Source organism: Streptomyces sp. NPDC007917, from assembly GCF_042959105.1.
In the GTDB taxonomy this organism is placed as follows: Bacteria; Actinomycetota; Actinomycetes; order Streptomycetales; family Streptomycetaceae; genus Streptomyces.
The window spans coordinates 131653-149108 of the sequence record NZ_JBIBKK010000026.1 but is presented as its reverse complement, the minus strand read 5'-3'; the positions used below and the strand labels follow the sequence as shown (position 1 = coordinate 149108).

Genomic DNA, 17456 nt, shown 5'->3' with positions numbered 1-17456 from the left:
GGTCGGCCCCTGACCCGCACCGACCCCCTCGGCCACACCACCACCCACACCTACGACGAGGCCGGGCACCTCACCACCGTCACCCGCCCCGACGGGCGCGAAGCCCGCGCCACCTACGACGCGCTCGGCCTCCCCCTCACCCTGACCGGCGCCGACGGCGCCACCTGGCACCAGACCTACGACCGGGCGGGCCGCTGCACCAGCCTCACCGACCCGGCCGGCCACACCACCCACTACGCCTACGACGACCACGGCCACTTGACCGCCATCACCGACGCGCTGGGTCAGTTCACAGGCGTCCGTTGTGACCCGGCGGGCCTGCCGGTGGAGATCACCGATCCACTCGGCGCCGCCACCCGCTACCAGCGGGACGCGTTCGGCCGCCCCACCACCGTCACCGATCCGCTCGGCCACACCACCCGCCTGGAGTGGACGGTGGAGGGCAGACTCGCCCGGCGCACCCACCCCGACGGGTCCCAGGAGAGCTGGACGTACGACGGCGAGGGCAACTGCACCAGCCACACCGACCCGGGCGGCGGCACCACCACCTACGAGTACACGCACTTCGACCTGCTCACCGCCAGGACCGGCCCGGACGGGGTGCGCTACGAGTTCGCCCACGACACCGCGCTGCGCCTCGCCCAGGTCACCAACCCCCAGGGCCTGACCTGGTCGTACACCTACGACCCGGCCGGGCGCCTGGTCGCCGAGACCGACTTCGACGAGCGCACCCACACCTACGCCCACGACGCGGCGGGACGCCTCACGGCCCGCACCAACCCGCTCGGCCAGACGGTGGTCTTCGAGCGCGACGCGCTCGGCCGTACGGTCCGCAAGACCGCCGACGGGCGGACCACGGCCTACGCCTACGACCCCGCCGGGCGTCTCGCCTCGGCCGCCGGGCCCGGCGTGGAGGTGGTCTACCAGCGCGACCGCATGGGCCGCGTCAAATCCGAAATGGTCAACGGCCGCGTCCTCACCCACGCGTACGACGCCCTGGGCCGCCGCGTCCGCCGCACCACCCCCAGCGGCGCCACCACCACATACGCCTACGACGCGGCGGGCAACCGCACCACGCTCACCGCCTCCGGCCACACCCTCGCCTTCGACCACGACGCCGCGGGCCGCGAGACCAGCCGCCGCATCAGCGGGGCCCTCACCCTCGCCACCGTCTGGGACCCCCTCGGCCGGCTCACCGAACAGACCCTCACCGGCCCGGCCGCCCCCGGCCCCCTCCACCACCGCGCCTACACCTACCGCGCCGACGGCCACCTCACCGCCATCGACGACCAGCTCACCGGCCACCGCGCCTTCGACCTCGACGCGGCGGGCCGCGTCACCACCGTCCGGGCCCGGAACTGGACCGAGAGCTACGCCTATGACGAGGCGGGCAACCAGGCGCACGCCGACTGGCCGGAGCGGCACCCCGGAGCCGATACGACGGGAGACCGCGCCTACACCGGCACCCGCATCACCCGCGCCGGGGACATCCGCTACGAACACGACGACGCGGGGCGCCTGATCCTCCGCCAGAAGACCCGCCTGTCGAAGAAGCCCGACACCTGGCACTACGCCTGGGACGCCGAGGACCGCCTGACCTCCGTCACCACCCCCGACGGCACGGTGTGGCGCTACCTCTACGACCCCTTCGGCCGCCGCACCTCCAAGCAGCGCCTGGCGGGCGACGGCGAAACGGTCATGGAACAGGTGGACTTCACCTGGGACGACTCCACCCTCGTCGAACAGACCACCACCCTCGGACAGCCCACCGCCGAAGACACCACCAGCGCCCCGGGCCTCCCCCACCCCATCACCCTCACCTGGGACCACCGGGGCCGCCACCCCGTCGCCCAGACCGAGCGCATCACCGACGCCACCACCCAGCGCGAGGTCGACCGGCGCTTCTTCGCCATCGTCACCGACCTCGTCGGCACGCCCACGCATCTCGTCGACGAAACCGGCGAGATCGCCTGGCACGCCCGCGCCACCCTGTGGGGCACCACCACCTGGGCCGCCACCAGCACCACGTACACGCCCCTCCGCTTCCCCGGCCAGTACTACGACCCGGAGAGCGGCCTCCACTACAACCACCACCGCTACTACGACCCCACCACCGCCCGCTACCTCACCCCCGACCCCCTCGGGCTGATCCCCGCGCCCAACCCCGCCGCCTACGTCCACAACCCCCACACCTGGAGCGACCCGCTGGGGCTCGGGCCGTACCCCGACGGCGAGACTCGTTCCGGACTCGGGAAATTGCTCAGCAAGGTCTTCAGCCGCCAACCCAGCGCCGCGGAAGCGGCCGACGCGGCCATGAGAGCCAAGCGCGTTCCCATGCGACTCGGCGATCTGGAAGACGTCAGACTGCCCGACCGCGGGGACCCCGAGAAGCTGGCGGCCATACGGGGAATGGACGACGAACGCCTGCTGGAATCGATCAACAACCCGGATGAGCTGGGCGGCAGTGTCGTCCTGGACAACGGAGAGGTGGTCAACGGCAACCACCGCATAGGCGAGGCCCTGGACCGCATGCACGACCCGTACTCTCCAGGAATCACCCCCGACACAGAGGTATGGGTTGTCCCATGAGGAACTGGTTGCGGAGGGCCGGACGGGGTCGGACGGTCGAGTCCGGGCTCGGCTGGCCCGTCCCGGCCGCCGTCAGGACGGCGTCGCGGTCCCGTATGCGGGAGCTGGTGGACATCGCACGGGCGAACTACAGCAGGAAGGGCGTCGGCCTCGATCTGGAAGCCGGGGAGAGCTTTGTGGTGATCCCCTATCTCCCGGAGTCCTCCCCCGTGAAGAGCTGGATGTGCCTCGTCGTGGCCTTTCCCCACCCCATGGAGCTGCCTTACGGGGAAAGGCCACGATGCGAGTTCGCCAGGCTCGACATCGCCGAAGCGGATTTCGCGTCACTGCCCGCCGCCAAGGGGAAGGTGCGTGATCAGTTCGTCCACTGGATGGCATGGGAGGCGTACCAAGCCCGGCGAAAGGCGCGGAATTAGGCGAAGACCTTGCCCGGGTTCAGCAGGCCCAGCGGGTCGAAGACCTGCTTGATGCCGCGCTGCAACTCCACCCCCACCGGGCCGAGTTCCCGCGCCAGCCACTCGCGCTTGAGGACCCCCACCCCGTGCTCCCCCGTGATCGTGCCGCCCAGTTCCAGACCCAGGGCCATGATCTCGTCGAAGGACTCCCGGGCGCGCCGCGTCTCGTCCGGGTCCGAGGGGTCGAAGCAGACGGTCGGGTGGGTGTTGCCGTCGCCGGCGTGGGCGACGACGCCGATGGTCAGGCCGTACTTCTCGGCGATCGCGGCGGCCCCGTCGATCATCGCGCCGAGCTGTGAGCGCGGAACGCAGACGTCGTCGATCATCGTGACGCCCTTGACCGCCTCCAGGGCCGGGAGCGTCAGCCGGCGGGCCTGGAGCAGCAGGTCGGACTCGGCGGCGGTCTCGGCGGGGACGACCTCGGTGGCGCCCGCGGCGGTGCACAGCTCGCCGACGGCGGCGAGGTCGGCGGCGGGGTCCGGGGTGTCGAAGCCGGCCAGGAGCAGGGCCTCGGTGGAGTCCGGCAGGCCCATGTTCCCCATCGCGTTGACCGCGTGGACGCTGGTGCGGTCCATGAGTTCGAGGAGCGAGGGGGTGTGTCCACTCTCCATGATCTTGCAGATGGCGTCGCTGGCGGCCGCGGTGGACGGGAACTCGGCGCCGAGGACCAGCTGCTGGGGCGGGGCGGGCTTGAGGGCGAGCACGGCGCGGACGACGATGCCGAGGCTGCCTTCGGAGCCGACGAACAGCCGGGTCAGGTCATAGCCCGCGACGCCCTTGGCGGTGCGGCGGCCGGTCTTCAGCAGCCGGCCGTCGGCGAGGACGACGTCCAGGCCCAGCACGTATTCGGCGGTGACGCCGTACTTCACACAGCACAGCCCGCCGGAGGCGGTGCCGATGTTGCCGCCGATGGTGCACTGCTCCCAGCTGGAGGGGTCCGGCGGGTAGTAGAGGCCGTGCTCCATGACGGCGCGCGACAGGACGGCGTTGACCACGCCCGGCTCGACGACCGCGATCCGGTCCACCGGGTTGATCTCCAGAATCCGGTCCATCTTGATCAGGGAGAGGACGATACAGCCGTCGGAGGCGTTGGCGGCCCCCGACAGGCCCGTACGAGCCCCCTGCGGCACGACCGGGACGCGCAGGGCGGTCGCGGTGCGCATCACATGCTGCACCTGCTCGACGCTGCGCGGGAGGACGACGACGGCCGGGGTGCCCGCCTCGCAGAAGCTCGCCATGTCGTTGGCGTACGAGCCCATGATGTCGGGGTCGGTCACGACAGCCTCGGAGGGAAGGCCCTCCCGCAGCATCTCAATCAGGTCAGCCATGGCTCCAGATTCGCACCCGACCGTCCAGGAGGGAAGATCGACGCGGCGGCGGGTGGTCCGGGAGCGGGCGCCCGGGTCGGCGCCGCAACTACGGCTGTTCCTGAGCCGTCAGGGCCGGCAGCTCCCGGGCGCCGCCCTCGGCGGTCGGCGCCTCCTCCTCGGCCGCCGCGGGCGACACGGGGACGGAGAGCACTCCCAACGCGCCCGAAGCGGCGGCCTTTCCTCCCCCAAGGGCGAACTTATTCCTCGTCAGCCGCCCTTTGGCATACATATCCTGCACATCTTGCGCCATTCGAACCTCAACAACTCCCCATACACCACGCGGCGTTGTAATGGATAGCAACGCGCCGAGTGTAGACGGTCCGAAGTTCGTAACAGCTTTACTTCGTACTTTCCCGCAAACGAGGTCGTCAGAGGTTGCCGCGCCTGGCCTGCTCGCGCTCGATCGCCTCGAACAGCGCCTTGAAGTTGCCCTTCCCGAAGCCCATGGAGCCGTGCCGCTCGATCAGCTCGAAGAAGACGGTCGGCCGGTCCTGCACCGGCTTGGTGAAGATCTGCAGCAGATAGCCGTCCTCGTCGCGGTCGGCGAGGATCTTCAGCTCCCGCAGCGTCTCCAGGGGCACCCGGGTCTCGCCGACCCATTCGCCGAGCGTGTCGTAGTACGACTCGGGGGTGTCCAGGAACCGGACGCCGGCCGCGCGCATGGCCCGTACGGTGGCGACGATGTCGTTCGTGGCGAGCGCGATGTGCTGGACGCCGGGGCCGCCGTAGAACTCCAGATACTCGTCGATCTGGGACTTCTTCTTGCCGACGGCCGGCTCGTTGAGCGGGAACTTCACCTTGCGGGTGCCGTCCGCGACGACCTTGGACATCAGCGCGGAGTACTCGGTGGCGATGTCGTCGCCCACGAACTCCTTCATGTTGGTGAAGCCCATGACGTCGTTGTAGAAGGTCACCCACTCGTTCATCCGGCCCAGTTCGACATTGCCGACGCAGTGGTCGACGGCCTGGAAGTTACGGCGGGCGGGCGGCTCGACCAGCGGGTCGGCGGGGGCGAAACCGGGGAGGTAGGGGCCGGTGTAGCCGGAGCGGTCGACGAGGGTGTGGCGGGTGTCGCCGTATGTGGCGATGGAGGCGAGCACCACCGTGCCGTACTCGTCCTTGACCTCGTACGGCTCCTCGATGCCGGAGGCGCCGTGGGCGGTGGCGTACGCGTACGCGGCGCGCGCGTCCGGGACCTCGATGGCCAGGTCGATGACGCCGTCGCCATGGGCCGCGACATGCTCGGCGAGGAAGGTGCCCCATGCGGTGGTGGGCTTGATGACGGAGGTGAACACGAAGCGGGCGCCGCCGGAGACGAGGACGTAGCTCGCGGTCTCCCGGCTGCCGTTCTCGGGCCCGGCGTAGGCGACGAGCCTCATGCCGAACGCGGTGGAGTAGTAGTGCGCGGCCTGTTTGGCATTGCCGACGGCGAAGACGACCGCGTCCATCCCCTTCACCGGGAAGGGGTCCGCCCGGCGCGCGCCTTCTCCCGTCGCTTCTCGCGACACGGCCAGGGTGTGATCCAGGATCTCAGTCATGTCTTCACCGTGACTCCACGCTTCAGGATGCGCAACAGTTCGATGATTCGATGGACAATCCGTATAGCCATTCAGGTGATGTGCCGAGCATTCTGCACACAGTGACCACCCTCACACCCTCGCCAGGAGGACCGCCGTGGCAATCGACCGGCTCGACGCCCGACTGATCGAACTGCTCGCCAAGGAGCCCCGCATCGGCGTGCTCGAGGCGTCGCGCCGACTCGGCGTCGCGCGCGGCACGGCGCAGGCGCGGCTGGACCGGCTGCAGGCCCAGGGCGTGATCCGGGGCTTCGGCCCCGAGGTGGACCCGGCGGCCATCGGCTATCCGGTCACCGCGTTCGCGACGCTGGAGATCAAGCAGGGCCAGGGCCCGGACGTACGGAGGCACCTGGCGGGCGTCCCGGAAGTGCTCGAACTGCACACCACCACCGGCCACGGCGACATGCTCTGCCGCCTGGTCGCCCGCTCCAACGCGGATCTGCAGCGGGTGATTGACCGGGTGGTGGGGTTCGAGGGGATCGTGCGGGCGTCGACGACGATCGTGATGGAGAACGCGGTGCCGCTGAGGATCATCCCGCTGGTCAAGCAGGCGGCGGAGGACTGACCGGCCCTCCGGCCCCGCCTTCCAAAGACTCCGCTGCAAAGACCTTGATGCAAATAACCCCTTGCAACGGAATCTTTGCATGCTTACGCTGCCGACCATGGCCGAGAACGAGAAGCCGATCCCCGACGACGTACGGGTGCTCGACGCCCGCTCCCTGCGCGGACTCGCGCACCCGCTGCGGATACGCCTGCTCGGCGCGTTGCGCGAGTACGGCCCGGCCACCGCCTCCCAACTCGCCGACCGGCTCGGCGAGTCCAGCGGCGCCACCAGCTACCACCTGCGGCAGCTGGCCGCCCACGGCTTCGTCAAGGACGACCCGGAGCGCGGCAAGGGGCGCGAGCGGTGGTGGAAGTCGGCGCAGCGCGGCACACGCGTGGACTCAGAGGATCTGCTGCGTGACGCCGACCCGTCCGTGCGCGGCGCGATGAGCACCCTGCTCTACGAGCACGCCACCGCCCACGGCCAGGAGGTGTCCACCTGGCTCGGCACCTGGCGCGAGTGGCCCGAGGAGTGGCGCCGCGCCTGGGACATCAGCGACTTCGTCATGCGCCTCACTCCCGAACTCGCCGCCGAGCTGCGCGACAAGGTGCATGAGGTGATCGAGAGCTATCGCGAGAAGGAGGTGGGCCAGGACGTCGAGGGCTCGGCCCGCTTCCGGGTCCATCTGCACGCCTTCCCGCGCGACGAGGACTGACCGACCACTGGGGGAACGACCATGTACGGCGACGACATCCATCTGCGGCTGCACCGCATCCGGGCCGAGCGGCTGCGCCGCGAGGCCCTGCGCGCCCGCTCACCGCACCGGCCGCGCCCGCCCCGCCGATCCAGCCGCCCGCGTCGGCTGCGGAGCCGGCTGGGCTGGACGCTGGTCGAGGTGGGCCTGCGCCTCGCGACGCCGCGCCCCCGGCCGGGGCAACGGCCGGGCCTCGCGGCCCGGCTGTGACCGCCGTCGGCCGTCAGCAGCCGTCAGCAGTGCGGCACCTGACCGCCCGACTTCAGCGCCACCAGTGAGTTCACCGCGCTCTTGAGCGTGGTGACGGGGATCAGCCGCAACCCCTTGGGGAGTTCGGCCTTGGCCTCCGAGCACTCCGCCTTCGGCACCAGGAAGACCGTCGCCCCGTCCCGCTTGGCCGCGAGCGTCTTGAGCGGCACTCCGCCCACCGCGCCGACCTTGCCGTCCGCCGTGATCGTGCCGGTCCCCGCGATCGTACGGCCGCCGGTGAGGTCCCCGCCGCGGCCGTCCCCGTCGATCTTGTTCACGATCCCGAGGGAGAAGAGCAGGCCCGCGCTCGGCCCGCCCACGTGCGCGAGGCGCAGCCGGACCTTGACGTCTTTGGCGGAGAGATGCAGATACCCGAGCGCCGCCTTGGTGGCGTCGTCCTGGGACTCCCGCATCTCCTTGACGTTGTGCGCCTCGATCTCCTTGGTCGAGTTGCCAACGGGATAGACGGAGTCGCGCGGCATCACGGCACGGTCGCTGTCGAACCAGCCGCCGATGACGTCCTTCAGCCGCACCGTGGCGTCAGGCCCGGTCGCCACGATCGTCGTCATCCGCAGCTGCCCGGTGGTCTTGCGGGACTCCGCCTTGGAAATGCTGATCACCGGCCCGCCCTGGTCCGAACCGAGAACATTCACGGTCGAGCCGGGATACGCCACCGAATAGGGCAGCGGCGCGAAGGCGGCGACCGCGAGGAGGGCGACAACGGGCGCGGAACAGATCGCGAGGATCCGGGCGCGCGGGGAGACGGCAGGCATGCTAGTGAATCTAGTTGACCGCCGGGGCAGGAGGTGCGCCACCCCGGTCGCCTGACGCCGCCCGCCCTGCCCGGCGCGGTCGTCAGCGCAGGGCGTCGTCAGCGCAGGGCGTCCGCGACCTCACGGGCCGCGTCCACGACGCGCGGACCGACCCGTTCCGGCACGGCGTCGCAGAGCATCACCACGCCCACGCTCCCCTCGATCCCGGTCACCCCGACCAGGGGCGCGGCCGCGCCGCTCGCGCCCGCTTCCAGCTCGCCGTGGGTGAGGACGTAGCCCGGGTCGCCGGCCCGGCCCGAGCGGGCGGACAGGATGGCCCGGCCCGCGGCGCCGCGGTCCAGGGGGTGCCGGAAACCGGCCCGGTAGGCGACGTGGTAATCGGTCCAGGTCGGTTCGACGACCGCGACCGCCAGCGCCTCCGTGCCGTCGACCAGGGTGAGGTGCGCGGTGGCGCCGATGTCGTCGGCGAGGGCGCGCAGCGCGGGCAGCGCCGCCTCGCGCAGCAGCGGATGGACCTGGCGGCCGAGCTGCAGCACGCCGAGCCCGACCCGCGCGCGGCCGCCGATGTCGCGGCGTACGAAGGAGTGCTGTTCGAGCGTGGCCAGCAGGCGGTACACCACGGTGCGGTTGACGCCGAGCTTGTTGGACAGCTCGGTCACGGTCAGCCCGTGGTCGGTGTCGGCGAGCAGTTTGAGGACGCGCAGTCCCCGGTCGAGCGTCTGGGAGGTCTCCGCGGTCACGACGCCCCCTCCTCCGTATGAGTGGCGGCTCTTGGCGGAGGGCGCCGCCGGTCCCGACGGCGGCGCGCCAGAGGCCGCCGGTCGTGGTCGCACGCACCGGCCGCGCTCCGCGGCGGCGCTGCCACGGGGCGTGTGCGTGGGCGGAACGCTAGCGAGCCGGTCCGCTGAGCGAAAGAGTTTGTCCAGAATCCGAGCGGAGCCGTCCCGCAGGGGACCGCCTGTACGCCGGGATGGTGGGCATTCGTCCCGATCCCGCGGGCGGGGGCCGCAAGAGCGGGTGCAGAAGACGGGCTCATATACACGGGCTCACGGGCTCGCATAACGGGCTCACATACAAGGCGGAAGGGCTTCCGGGGAAGCCCTTCCCGGGACGTACGGCGTCCCGTCACCTCATCCGCGTGGCCCACTCCCGGACCTTCTTGATCCGCTCCCGGATCTGCCCCGCCGTCGCCTCAGCGCTCGGCGGCCCGCCGCACACCCGGCGCAGCTCGGTGTGGATCACCCCGTGCGGCTTGCCGCTCTGATGGACGTACGCCCCCACGAGCGAGTTGAGCTCCTTGCGCAGCTCCAGCAGCTCCTTGTGGGTGACCACCGGCCGCCGCTCCGCCGGGAGTTCCAGCAGATCGGCCTCGGCGTCCGGCTTCTTGCGGCTGTGCGCGATCTGCCGTGCCTGCCGCCGCTGGAGCAGCAGCTGCACCTGGTCGGGCTCCAGGAGCCCGGGGATGCCGAGGTAGTCCTGCTCCTCCTCGCTGCCCGGGTGCGCCTGCATGCCGAACTCGGCGCCGTCGTAGAGCACCCGGTCGAAGACCGCGTCGGACTCCAGCGCCTCGAAGGGCAGCATGTCCTGCTCGCCGGTGTCCTCGTCCTGCTGCTTCTCGGCCTCCTTGAGAAGCTTCTCCTCCTCGGCGTACGGGTCCTCCTCCTCGCCCTCCTTCTTGGGCTTGTCGAGGACGTGGTCGCGCTCGACCTCCATCTCGTTCGCGAAGCCGAGCAGCATGGGGATGGTGGGCAGGAAGACGGAAGCGGTCTCACCGCGCCGCCGGGACCGTACGAAACGGCCGACGGCCTGCGCGAAGAACAGCGGGGTGGAGATCGTCGTCGCGTAGACGCCGACGGCCAGGCGCGGCACGTCCACGCCCTCCGACACCATGCGGACCGCGACCATCCAGCGGTCGTCGGAGTGGCTGAAGTCCTCGATGCGCTGCGAGGCCCCGGAGTCGTCGGACAGCACGACGGTGGCCTTGGTGCCGGTGATCTCGCGGATCAGCTTGGCGTACGCGCGTGCCGAGTCCTGGTCGGTCGCGATGACGAGCGCGCCCGCGTCCGGGATGGACTTGCGGACCTCGGAGAGCCGGTGGTCGGCGGCGCGCAGCACGTTCGGCATCCAGTCGCCGCGCGGGTCGAGCGCGGTGCGCCAGGCCTGCGAGACGGCGTCCTTGGTCATCGGCTCGCCCAGCCGGGCCTCGAGCTCGTCGCCGGCCTTGGTCCGCCAGCGCATGTTGCCGCTGTAGGAGAGGAAGATGACGGGCCGCACGACGCCGTCGTTCAGGGCGCTGCCGTATCCGTACGTGTAGTCGGCGGCCGAGCGCCGGATGCCGTCGTTCCCCTCTTCGTAGGTGACGAAGGGGATGGGGTTGGTGTCGGACCGGAAGGGGGTGCCGGTCAGCGCGAGCCGGCGGGTCGCCGGCTCGAACGCCTCCAGGCACGCCTCGCCCCAGGACTTGGAGTCGCCGGCGTGGTGGATCTCGTCGAGGATGACCAGCGTCTTGCGCTGCTCGCAGCGGTTGCGGTGCAGCATCGGCCGCACGCCGACACCCGCGTACGTGACGGCGACGCCGTGGTAGTCCCGCCCGAGGGGCCCGGCGCTGTACTCGGGGTCCAGCTTGATCCCTATCCGGGCCGCGGCCTCCGCCCACTGCTTCTTCAGGTGCTCGGTCGGCGCGACGACCGTCACCTGCTGCACGACGTGGTGGTGCAGCAGCCAGGAGGCGAGGGTCAGCGCGAAGGTGGTCTTGCCGGCGCCGGGCGTGGCCACGGCGAGGAAGTCACGGGGCTGCTCCTGTACGTACTTCTCCATCGCGCCCTGCTGCCAGGCGCGCAGCTTGCTCGCGGTACCCCAGGGGGCCCGGCCTGGGAAGGCGGGCGAGAGGTGATGGCTGGTGGTGGAGGAGGCGGTAGTAGTCACGGTCTCCGTCGGGCTGATCGGCGAGGGGGTTCGAGGACCGCGTCAGCCTACCGGTGCCATCCTTCACGCTTGGGGGCTACGCCCCGGGTCCACCCGGAGGTGGGATTCAGCTCACACCCGGTCCCTCGAACCGGGCCAGTCCCTCCGCGATCTTCGGCACGTCCAGCTCGCCCTGGCAGACGGCCAGGACGAATCCCTCCGCCTCGTCGACGTCGAAGTCCGCGCTCAGCGGGTGTCCGTTGAGGTGGAGGAAGACCCAGGTGGCGTACCAGGAGAGCCGCTTGTTGCCGTCCACGAGGGCGTGGTTGCGGGCCAGCGACTCCATGAGGGCCGCCGCCTTCTGCCAGACGTCCGGGTAGGCGTCCTGTCCGAAGACGCTCGCCTGTGGCCGGGCCAGGGCCGACTCCAGCAGACCGTAGTCGCGCACTTCGCTCTCCCCGAGCCGCTCCGCGAGGTTCAGCAGCTCGGGCAGCGTGAGGTAGCGCATCAGGCGAGCCTCCGGTTCAGTTCCTCGCTCACCTTGAGCACATGGGCCGCGGCCTCGTTGAACAGGCGGGAGTGCTCGTTGATCGCCGCGACGACGGCATCGTGGGCGAACGACTGCATGCTCCGCCCTTCCTGCTCGGCGCGTCGCCGCAGTGCGTCCAGCTCTTCGTCGGTGAATCTCACATTCAAGGCACCCATGAGGGCATGGTACCGCGTGGTACCACTCGGTACTAAGACCTTTCGGCCGCAGGCCGCAGCCGCGTCGTCACCACCGCCCCCACCAGCGCCACCCCCACCATCGCCACGTACACCGCCGCGAACGCCCCCGCGTGCCCCGACCCCGCCGCGGCCCCCGTATGGTCCGCCGCCGCGACCGAGCCGCCGCCGAAGCTCACGAACAGCACCCCGCTCAGCCCCACCAGGGTGATGTTGCCGAGCGCGTCGGAGACCTGGAGGGAGGCGGAGTTGCTGCCCGCGTCCTTGGGGCCGGACAGCTTGAGGAGCAGCACGCTGCCGCTGGAGATGACCAGTCCCATCCCGTAGCCGCCGATCACCCACGCCACGGCGACCAGCCACGCCGGTGCGGAGTCGACGAGCACCAGCGGGACCAGGCCGATGGACACCGCCATCAGCAGCATGCCCGCCGTCATCAGCCGCTCGCGGTGGGGCTCCAGGCGCGGGCGGCTCTGGGTGTACGAGCCGAGCGCCCAGGTCAGCCCGCCGCCGGTGAGCGAGAGTCCGGCCGCCGTGGCCGACAGGCCGCGCTCGGTGACGAGCATCAGCGGGATGAAGCTCTCCGCGCCGAGGAAGGAGCCCGCCGCGATACCGCGCAGCAGCACCACGGACGGCAGCCCGCGGGCGGCCCGGAAGGTGCCCGTGGGCAGCAGCCGCAGGACGCACGGGACGAGCAGCGCCAGGCCCGCCGCGGCGGGGATCAGGGAGACCCAGGTCAGGTCCTGGCCCGCGTACTGCAGCAGGCCCGCGCCGGAGGCGACCGCGAGCGCGAGGAGGATACGGCGGCGGTTCATGGCCGGGGAGGGCTCGCCCCGGTCCACCTTGCGCAGGGCCGGGAGCATCACCGCGAGCGGCAGCAGTATCAGCACCGGGATGGACAGGAAGACCCAGCGCCACCCGGCCTGCTCGGTGACCGTCCCGGCGACCAGCGGTCCGACGATCACCGGCAGCACCCAGGCGGCGGAGAAGGACGCCAGCACGGCGGGCTGCAGCCGCTGCGGATAGGCGCGGCCGACCAGCACGTACAACGCGACGATCACCAGCCCGCCGCCGATCCCCTGCACCGCGCGCCCGCCCACGAACGTCCACATGTCCTGCGCCGAGCCGGAGACCACAAGACCGGCCCCGAACGCCCCGATCCCGGCGAACAGCGGCACGAGCGGCCCCCGGCGGTCGCACCACTCGCCCGACAGCGCCATCGCGAACAGGCTCGCGGTGAAGTAGGCGGAGAAGGCGTACGCGTACAGCTCGACCCCGTCGAGGGCGCGGGCCGCGACCGGCATCGCCGTGTTGACCGCGCTCGCCTCGAAGGCGATGAGGGAGACGACGGACACGATGCCGAGGGTGAGGGCGCGGTAGCGCCGCCCGAGCACGGAGCCGCCGTGTTCGCCGTCCTCGGGGTCGGCTTCCGGCGGTGTGGCGGGCACGGGGGGTGCGGGGGGCGCGGCGGGACTGTCCGCGACATCGGCGTCGCGCGGGTCGATAGCGGTCATTACGCCAGCGTAAGAGGCGTTTCCGGGTGTGACACCTGGCGCGGGACGGAGATCCCTTCGGCCCTCTGCCCTAGGTCCGACACGCCGCCGCGATCATCGTCACAGGTTGGAAACCGGTCTCCCAGTATTCGGTAAGCAACGAGCAAATAGTCATGCCCACGCCCCTAAGCTTTCGGCCAGGCCGACACACCGCAGGACGAGCGACGTATGGCCTCACTCTCACCACATGCCTGGTCACAGCCGCCCAGGCCCGCACATCGGGGGAAACATGTCTTTCAAGCGCTCATTTTTCGCCATCGCCGTGCTCGCCTCCGCAGCGCTCACCCTCACCGCCTGCGGCCCCAAGGACTCCGGCTCCAAGCGCCGCTCGAGCTCCTCGTCGAGCCACAGCGCGAAGAAGGTCGACAAGAAGAAGTACAAGAAGACCAAGAAGACCAGCGGCGACTGCCCCAGGATCGCCGCGGGTCACAAGATCATTTGGGTCAACAACGTCGAAGGCGCGATGAACAACATCATCGCCAAGGACGCCAGGATGCGCTGCGACCCGAAGTCCCACGCGGGCGCGTCCTACCAGCCGATCGGGCAGCTGAACACCTACTCCGTCGCCTCCGGTGACACCAAGGTGACGATCATCAGCAAGAAGGCCTCCACGCACAAGACCCTCACCGCCCAGTTCGGCGGCATCGCGCACGTCAAGACATGTGCCGACCCGAACGGCAAGAGCTACGACGGCGGGCAGACGAAGGCGGACACCAGCGACTGCTGGGGCCTGAACTTCTACGACGTCGCGGTCGACTCCCACAACAAGATCACGGCGATGACCGAGATCTACTCGTCGTGACGGTCGTCTCCCTCTGACACGCGTGGGGCCCGGCCGCCGCGCCGGGCCCCACATTGTTTCGCGGGCGACCGCTACGTCGTTCTGTGGACGACCGCTACGTCGTGAGCAGCACCCCGCCGTAGCCGGCCCCCGCGACCACCACCCACGCGCACAGCCCGAGCGCCGCCACCCGCCCGCCCGTACGGGCCAGCGAGGGCAGATGCACCGCGCTGCCGAGGCCGAAGAGGGCGGCGGCGAGCAGCAGCTCCTGGGCGGTCGCGGCGGTGTCGAGCGCGGCGGCCGGCAGCCGGTCCGTACTGCGCAGGGCGACCATGGCCAGGAAGCCGAGGACGAACAGCGGCACGAGGGGTGGCCGCCGGGTGTGGGCGGCACGTCCGGCCGCCTCGCCGGGCAGCATCTGCGGGGCGGGCTGGGGGCCCCGCGCCCGCCGGGCCCGTACGGAGACGGCGACCGCCGCGACGAGCGGCGCCAGCAGCGCCACCCGCATCAGCTTCACGAGCACCGCCTCGCCGAGCGCGGACGGCCCGGCCGTCTGCGCGGCGGCCACGACCTGCCCCACGTCGTGCACGCTCGCCCCGACCCACCGGCCGAAACGCGCGTCGCTCAGCCCCAGCGGGTGCTGGAGCAGCGGCAGTACGGCGATGGCGAGCGTCCCGCACAGCGTCACCAGCGCCACGGACGTCGCGACGTCGCGCTCGTCGCTGTCCGACACCTCGCTGACCGCGCCGATCGCGGACGCGCCACAGATCGCGTAGCCGGTGGCGACCAGCAACGGCTGGTCGCCGCGCAGCCCCATCCGGCGGCCGAGCCACCACGTGCCGAAGAACGTGGCCGCAACGACGCCGCACACCATGGCCACGCTCGCCCAGCCGAGGCCCAGCACATCGTCCAGGCTGAGCTTGAGCCCGAGCAGCACCACACCGAGCCGCATCAGCCGCTTCCCCGCGAACGACAGCCCGGCCCGGCCACCGCCCCGTACGACCCCACGCGTGCCCGGCAGATGCGCGGCGAGAATGCCCAGCAGGACGGCAACGGTCAGCATCGGCACCCCGGGCACCACAAGGTGCACCGCCCAGGCCACCGCCACCCCGAGCCCTCCGAGCCCCAACCCGGGCAGGAGAACCCGAATCCGCGCCGCGCGGCCGGAGGGAACCGCGAGCTTCGCCGCCCGGGATGCAGACCCCGCACCTCCAGCGGCCCCAGCGGCCCCCGCGGCCCCCGCGGCCCCCGCGGCCGAGCGGCTCACGGTCGCCGGGCCGCCGCCGGGCGCGGATACGACCGCCGCATGCCCGCCGGGCGCGCCGCCGGAGCCGGGCGTGCTGTCGGTGCGAGGGCCGCCTCCGGCGCCCGGCGGGAAGCCGGACGCGTCCGTCAGCGCCATGATCCGGCCCACCCGGATCGGCCCCCGCACCGGCCCCGGCCGGGGGCGGTCGCCGGGCCGGGGCCGGGCGGGATCACAGCTCCTCACCCCTCGGGGGCTCGTACACGCGCCGGACGCTGCTGCCCAGCCGCGCGACATCCGCGCCGTATACGTGGATGGAGATCGCCCTGCCCGCGCCCGCGTTCCACACCCTGTGGATATCTCCCGGCGGCGCGAACCCGGCCACCGAGCCGCGCGGGTTGGTCAGCTCCGCCACGGCGACCAGGCGGGAGGTGGTGCCGTCGGGGACGAGGTGGTAGCGGCGCTCGCGCTCCTGGCCCTCGTGGACGCCGGCCACGCACCACGAGACGTGGTCGTGGATGGCGGTGTGCTGGCCGGGCAGCCAGACCAGGGCGACGACGGAGAAGCTGCCGTCGGGTTCGGTGTGCAGGAGGTGCTGGCGGTAGGTCGCGGGGTCACCCTGCCGCTGGGCCGCGGTGAGCAGGTCGGGCGCGCCGAGGTGGGGGGCGAGGCGTTCGGCCACCAGTTGGGCGGTCAGGTCGGGCGTCAGGCCCCGCCCGACGGCCTCGCGTACCTCGTCGACGAACGCACTGACGCGCGGGGTGCGGCACAGGACGGGCGGCGCGGGGGCGGTCGGCGGCGCGGAGGCGGTCGGCGTGGTCATGACCGCAGCGTCCTGCCGCCCGAACCATCACGTCCAACGACGGTTTCTTCGCAAACCTCAACAGCTGCTTATGGGTCGGCGGCCGACCCGTTCAGCACCCGACCCGGTTCGCCGCCACCGCCTTCAGCTCCTCCAGCACCACCTCCGTCGCCGGCACCCGCAGATGCTCCCGCAGCACATACGCCGAGACATGGCGGCGCGAGGCGGGCTCCAGGGCGCGGCCGGTGACCTTCTGGTGGCAGAGGAAGGACAGGACGAGCCCGGGCATCATCGCCACGCCGAGCCCCGCCGCGACCATGCTCTGGATGACCAGGTTGTCGTCCGTCGTGAAGGCGATGTCGGGGGCGAACCCTTGTTCCGCGCACTCGTGCAGGAAGTTGGCGCGGCAGCGCAGACAGCCCGCGATCCAACGCTCCCCGCTCAGCTCCGCGAGTTTGACGGCCCGCCGCCGGGCCAGCGGGTGGCCGGTGGGCAGCAGCACCGTCAGCTGGTCTTCGAGCAGCGGGATCTCGACCAGTTCGGCGGGGGCCTGTTCGCGCAGGCCGGGATAGGTGAAGGCGAGCGTGATGTCGCATTCGCCGCGCACCACCCGCCCCAGGGACTCGGGTGGCTCGCCTTCGAGCAGTTCCACCCGTACCCCCGGGTGGGCCGCGGCGAGGCGGGCCATCGCCTCGGGGATGAGGGTGGCGTTGGCGCTGGGGAAGCCGCAGAGGCGCACCCGGCCGGCGCGCAGCCGGGTGATGGCGTTGAGCTGCTGCCGGGCGGCGGAGATGGAGTCGAGGATGACGTCGGCGTGGCGGGCCAGGGTCTCCCCGGCCTCGGTGAGCCGCATGCCGCGGCCGACGCGGACGAAGAGCGGGCTGCCGACCTCCCGCTCGAGCGCCTTCATCTGCTGCGTGATCGCCGGTTGCGTATAGCCGAGGGCGCGGGCGGCGGCGGAGTACGAGCCTGCGCGGACCACCTCGTGGAACGTCCTGATGTGCCGGGAATCGAACACCCCCGAATCATAAGCGCAACTTGGAGTCGCCGCGCATCTCTCCTCCCTCGCTTTTGGATCTCTCACCACCGGACCCAAGGCAAGTACGCCTTGACAATTCCAAACTGTCAAGGCCTACTTGCCT

The 17456-nt window shown here is 71.4% G+C and carries 18 protein-coding genes; 6 read left to right on the top strand and 12 right to left on the bottom strand.

All coding sequences use genetic code 11. The annotated features are described in order from the left end of the window. Together ACFZDL_RS36805 and ACFZDL_RS36800 are read left to right on the top strand one after the other, a co-directional pair. On the top strand, positions 1-2589 hold a 2589-nt coding region (locus ACFZDL_RS36805), incomplete at its 5' end, for an RHS repeat-associated core domain-containing protein (protein WP_353594839.1). Next, a complete protein-coding gene (locus tag ACFZDL_RS36800) occupies positions 2586-3005 on the top strand; it encodes a hypothetical protein (protein ID WP_353594840.1) in 420 nt (139 codons plus the stop codon). The genes ACFZDL_RS36805 and ACFZDL_RS36800, both read left to right, overlap by 4 nt. Here the strand turns inward: ACFZDL_RS36800 and ACFZDL_RS36795 are convergent. The 3 genes from ACFZDL_RS36795 to hppD all read right to left on the bottom strand — a co-directional run bounded on the left by ACFZDL_RS36795 (position 3002) and on the right by hppD (position 5952). Next, positions 3002-4372 carry an FAD-linked oxidase C-terminal domain-containing protein gene (locus tag ACFZDL_RS36795; RefSeq protein WP_353594841.1) on the bottom strand — a complete coding sequence of 457 codons (1371 nt, stop codon included), beginning with the start codon at positions 4370-4372 and terminating at the stop codon, positions 3002-3004. The genes ACFZDL_RS36800 and ACFZDL_RS36795 overlap by 4 nt on opposite strands. 88 nt (positions 4373-4460) lie before the next feature. Then, positions 4461-4643 (bottom strand): hypothetical protein, encoded by a 183-nt coding sequence (locus ACFZDL_RS36790; protein ID WP_391193428.1) that lies wholly within the window; start codon positions 4641-4643, stop codon positions 4461-4463. A gap of 139 nt (positions 4644-4782) precedes the next feature. Then, complete coding sequence (gene hppD / locus ACFZDL_RS36785; RefSeq protein ID WP_353594842.1) at positions 4783-5952, bottom strand: 4-hydroxyphenylpyruvate dioxygenase; 1170 nt, start codon at positions 5950-5952, stop codon at positions 4783-4785. Positions 5953-6088: 136 nt separating this feature from the next. On the opposite strand from hppD, the gene ACFZDL_RS36780 reads away from it, so the two are divergent. From ACFZDL_RS36780 to ACFZDL_RS36770, 3 genes are all read left to right on the top strand, one after another. Beyond that, positions 6089-6556 carry an Lrp/AsnC family transcriptional regulator gene (locus ACFZDL_RS36780; protein ID WP_353594843.1) on the top strand — a complete coding sequence of 156 codons (468 nt, stop codon included), beginning with the start codon at positions 6089-6091 and terminating at the stop codon, positions 6554-6556. Positions 6557-6653: 97 nt separating this feature from the next. Beyond that, positions 6654-7250, top strand: coding sequence for a helix-turn-helix domain-containing protein (locus ACFZDL_RS36775; protein ID WP_353594844.1), 597 nt, complete (start codon positions 6654-6656; stop codon positions 7248-7250). Between the two features lie 21 nt (positions 7251-7271). Continuing rightward, a complete protein-coding gene (locus ACFZDL_RS36770; RefSeq protein ID WP_353594845.1) occupies positions 7272-7499 on the top strand; it encodes a hypothetical protein in 228 nt (75 codons plus the stop codon). A gap of 23 nt (positions 7500-7522) precedes the next feature. Here ACFZDL_RS36770 and ACFZDL_RS36765 read toward each other — a convergent pair whose 3' ends face one another. The 6 genes from ACFZDL_RS36765 to ACFZDL_RS36740 all read right to left on the bottom strand — a co-directional run bounded on the left by ACFZDL_RS36765 (position 7523) and on the right by ACFZDL_RS36740 (position 13449). After that, the gene (locus ACFZDL_RS36765) at positions 7523-8311 is read right to left on the bottom strand and encodes a S16 family serine protease (protein ID WP_353594846.1); all 789 of its coding nucleotides are present in this window, start codon (positions 8309-8311) and stop codon (positions 7523-7525) included. A 98-nt stretch (positions 8312-8409) separates the two neighbouring features. Further along, positions 8410-9051: a helix-turn-helix domain-containing protein gene (locus ACFZDL_RS36760; protein WP_353594847.1), complete on the bottom strand. Its 642-nt coding sequence runs from the start codon at positions 9049-9051 to the stop codon at positions 8410-8412. Positions 9052-9436: 385 nt separating this feature from the next. Then, positions 9437-11236 carry a DEAD/DEAH box helicase gene (locus tag ACFZDL_RS36755; protein ID WP_353594848.1) on the bottom strand — a complete coding sequence of 600 codons (1800 nt, stop codon included), beginning with the start codon at positions 11234-11236 and terminating at the stop codon, positions 9437-9439. Positions 11237-11342: 106 nt separating this feature from the next. Further along, positions 11343-11723 (bottom strand): type II toxin-antitoxin system death-on-curing family toxin, encoded by a 381-nt coding sequence (locus ACFZDL_RS36750; RefSeq protein ID WP_353594849.1) that lies wholly within the window; start codon positions 11721-11723, stop codon positions 11343-11345. Further along, positions 11723-11920 (bottom strand): Arc family DNA-binding protein, encoded by a 198-nt coding sequence (locus ACFZDL_RS36745; RefSeq protein WP_353594850.1) that lies wholly within the window; start codon positions 11918-11920, stop codon positions 11723-11725. The genes ACFZDL_RS36750 and ACFZDL_RS36745 overlap by 1 nt, the downstream gene beginning before the upstream one ends. A gap of 32 nt (positions 11921-11952) precedes the next feature. Next, a complete protein-coding gene (locus tag ACFZDL_RS36740) occupies positions 11953-13449 on the bottom strand; it encodes an MFS transporter (RefSeq protein ID WP_353594851.1) in 1497 nt (498 codons plus the stop codon). A 268-nt stretch (positions 13450-13717) separates the two neighbouring features. Between ACFZDL_RS36740 and ACFZDL_RS36735 the strand changes: the two genes are divergently transcribed. Continuing rightward, positions 13718-14290, top strand: coding sequence for a hypothetical protein (locus tag ACFZDL_RS36735; RefSeq protein ID WP_353594852.1), 573 nt, complete (start codon positions 13718-13720; stop codon positions 14288-14290). Between the two features lie 94 nt (positions 14291-14384). On the opposite strand, the gene ACFZDL_RS36730 is transcribed toward ACFZDL_RS36735, so the two are convergent. From ACFZDL_RS36730 to ACFZDL_RS36720, 3 genes are all read right to left on the bottom strand, one after another. Continuing rightward, positions 14385-15671 (bottom strand): putative sulfate exporter family transporter, encoded by a 1287-nt coding sequence (locus tag ACFZDL_RS36730; RefSeq protein ID WP_353594853.1) that lies wholly within the window; start codon positions 15669-15671, stop codon positions 14385-14387. Positions 15672-15744: 73 nt separating this feature from the next. After that, the gene (locus ACFZDL_RS36725) at positions 15745-16335 is read right to left on the bottom strand and encodes a cysteine dioxygenase family protein (protein ID WP_353594854.1); all 591 of its coding nucleotides are present in this window, start codon (positions 16333-16335) and stop codon (positions 15745-15747) included. Positions 16336-16426: 91 nt separating this feature from the next. Beyond that, positions 16427-17332 carry a LysR family transcriptional regulator gene (locus ACFZDL_RS36720; RefSeq protein WP_353594855.1) on the bottom strand — a complete coding sequence of 302 codons (906 nt, stop codon included), beginning with the start codon at positions 17330-17332 and terminating at the stop codon, positions 16427-16429. Positions 17333-17456 lie beyond the last annotated feature (124 nt).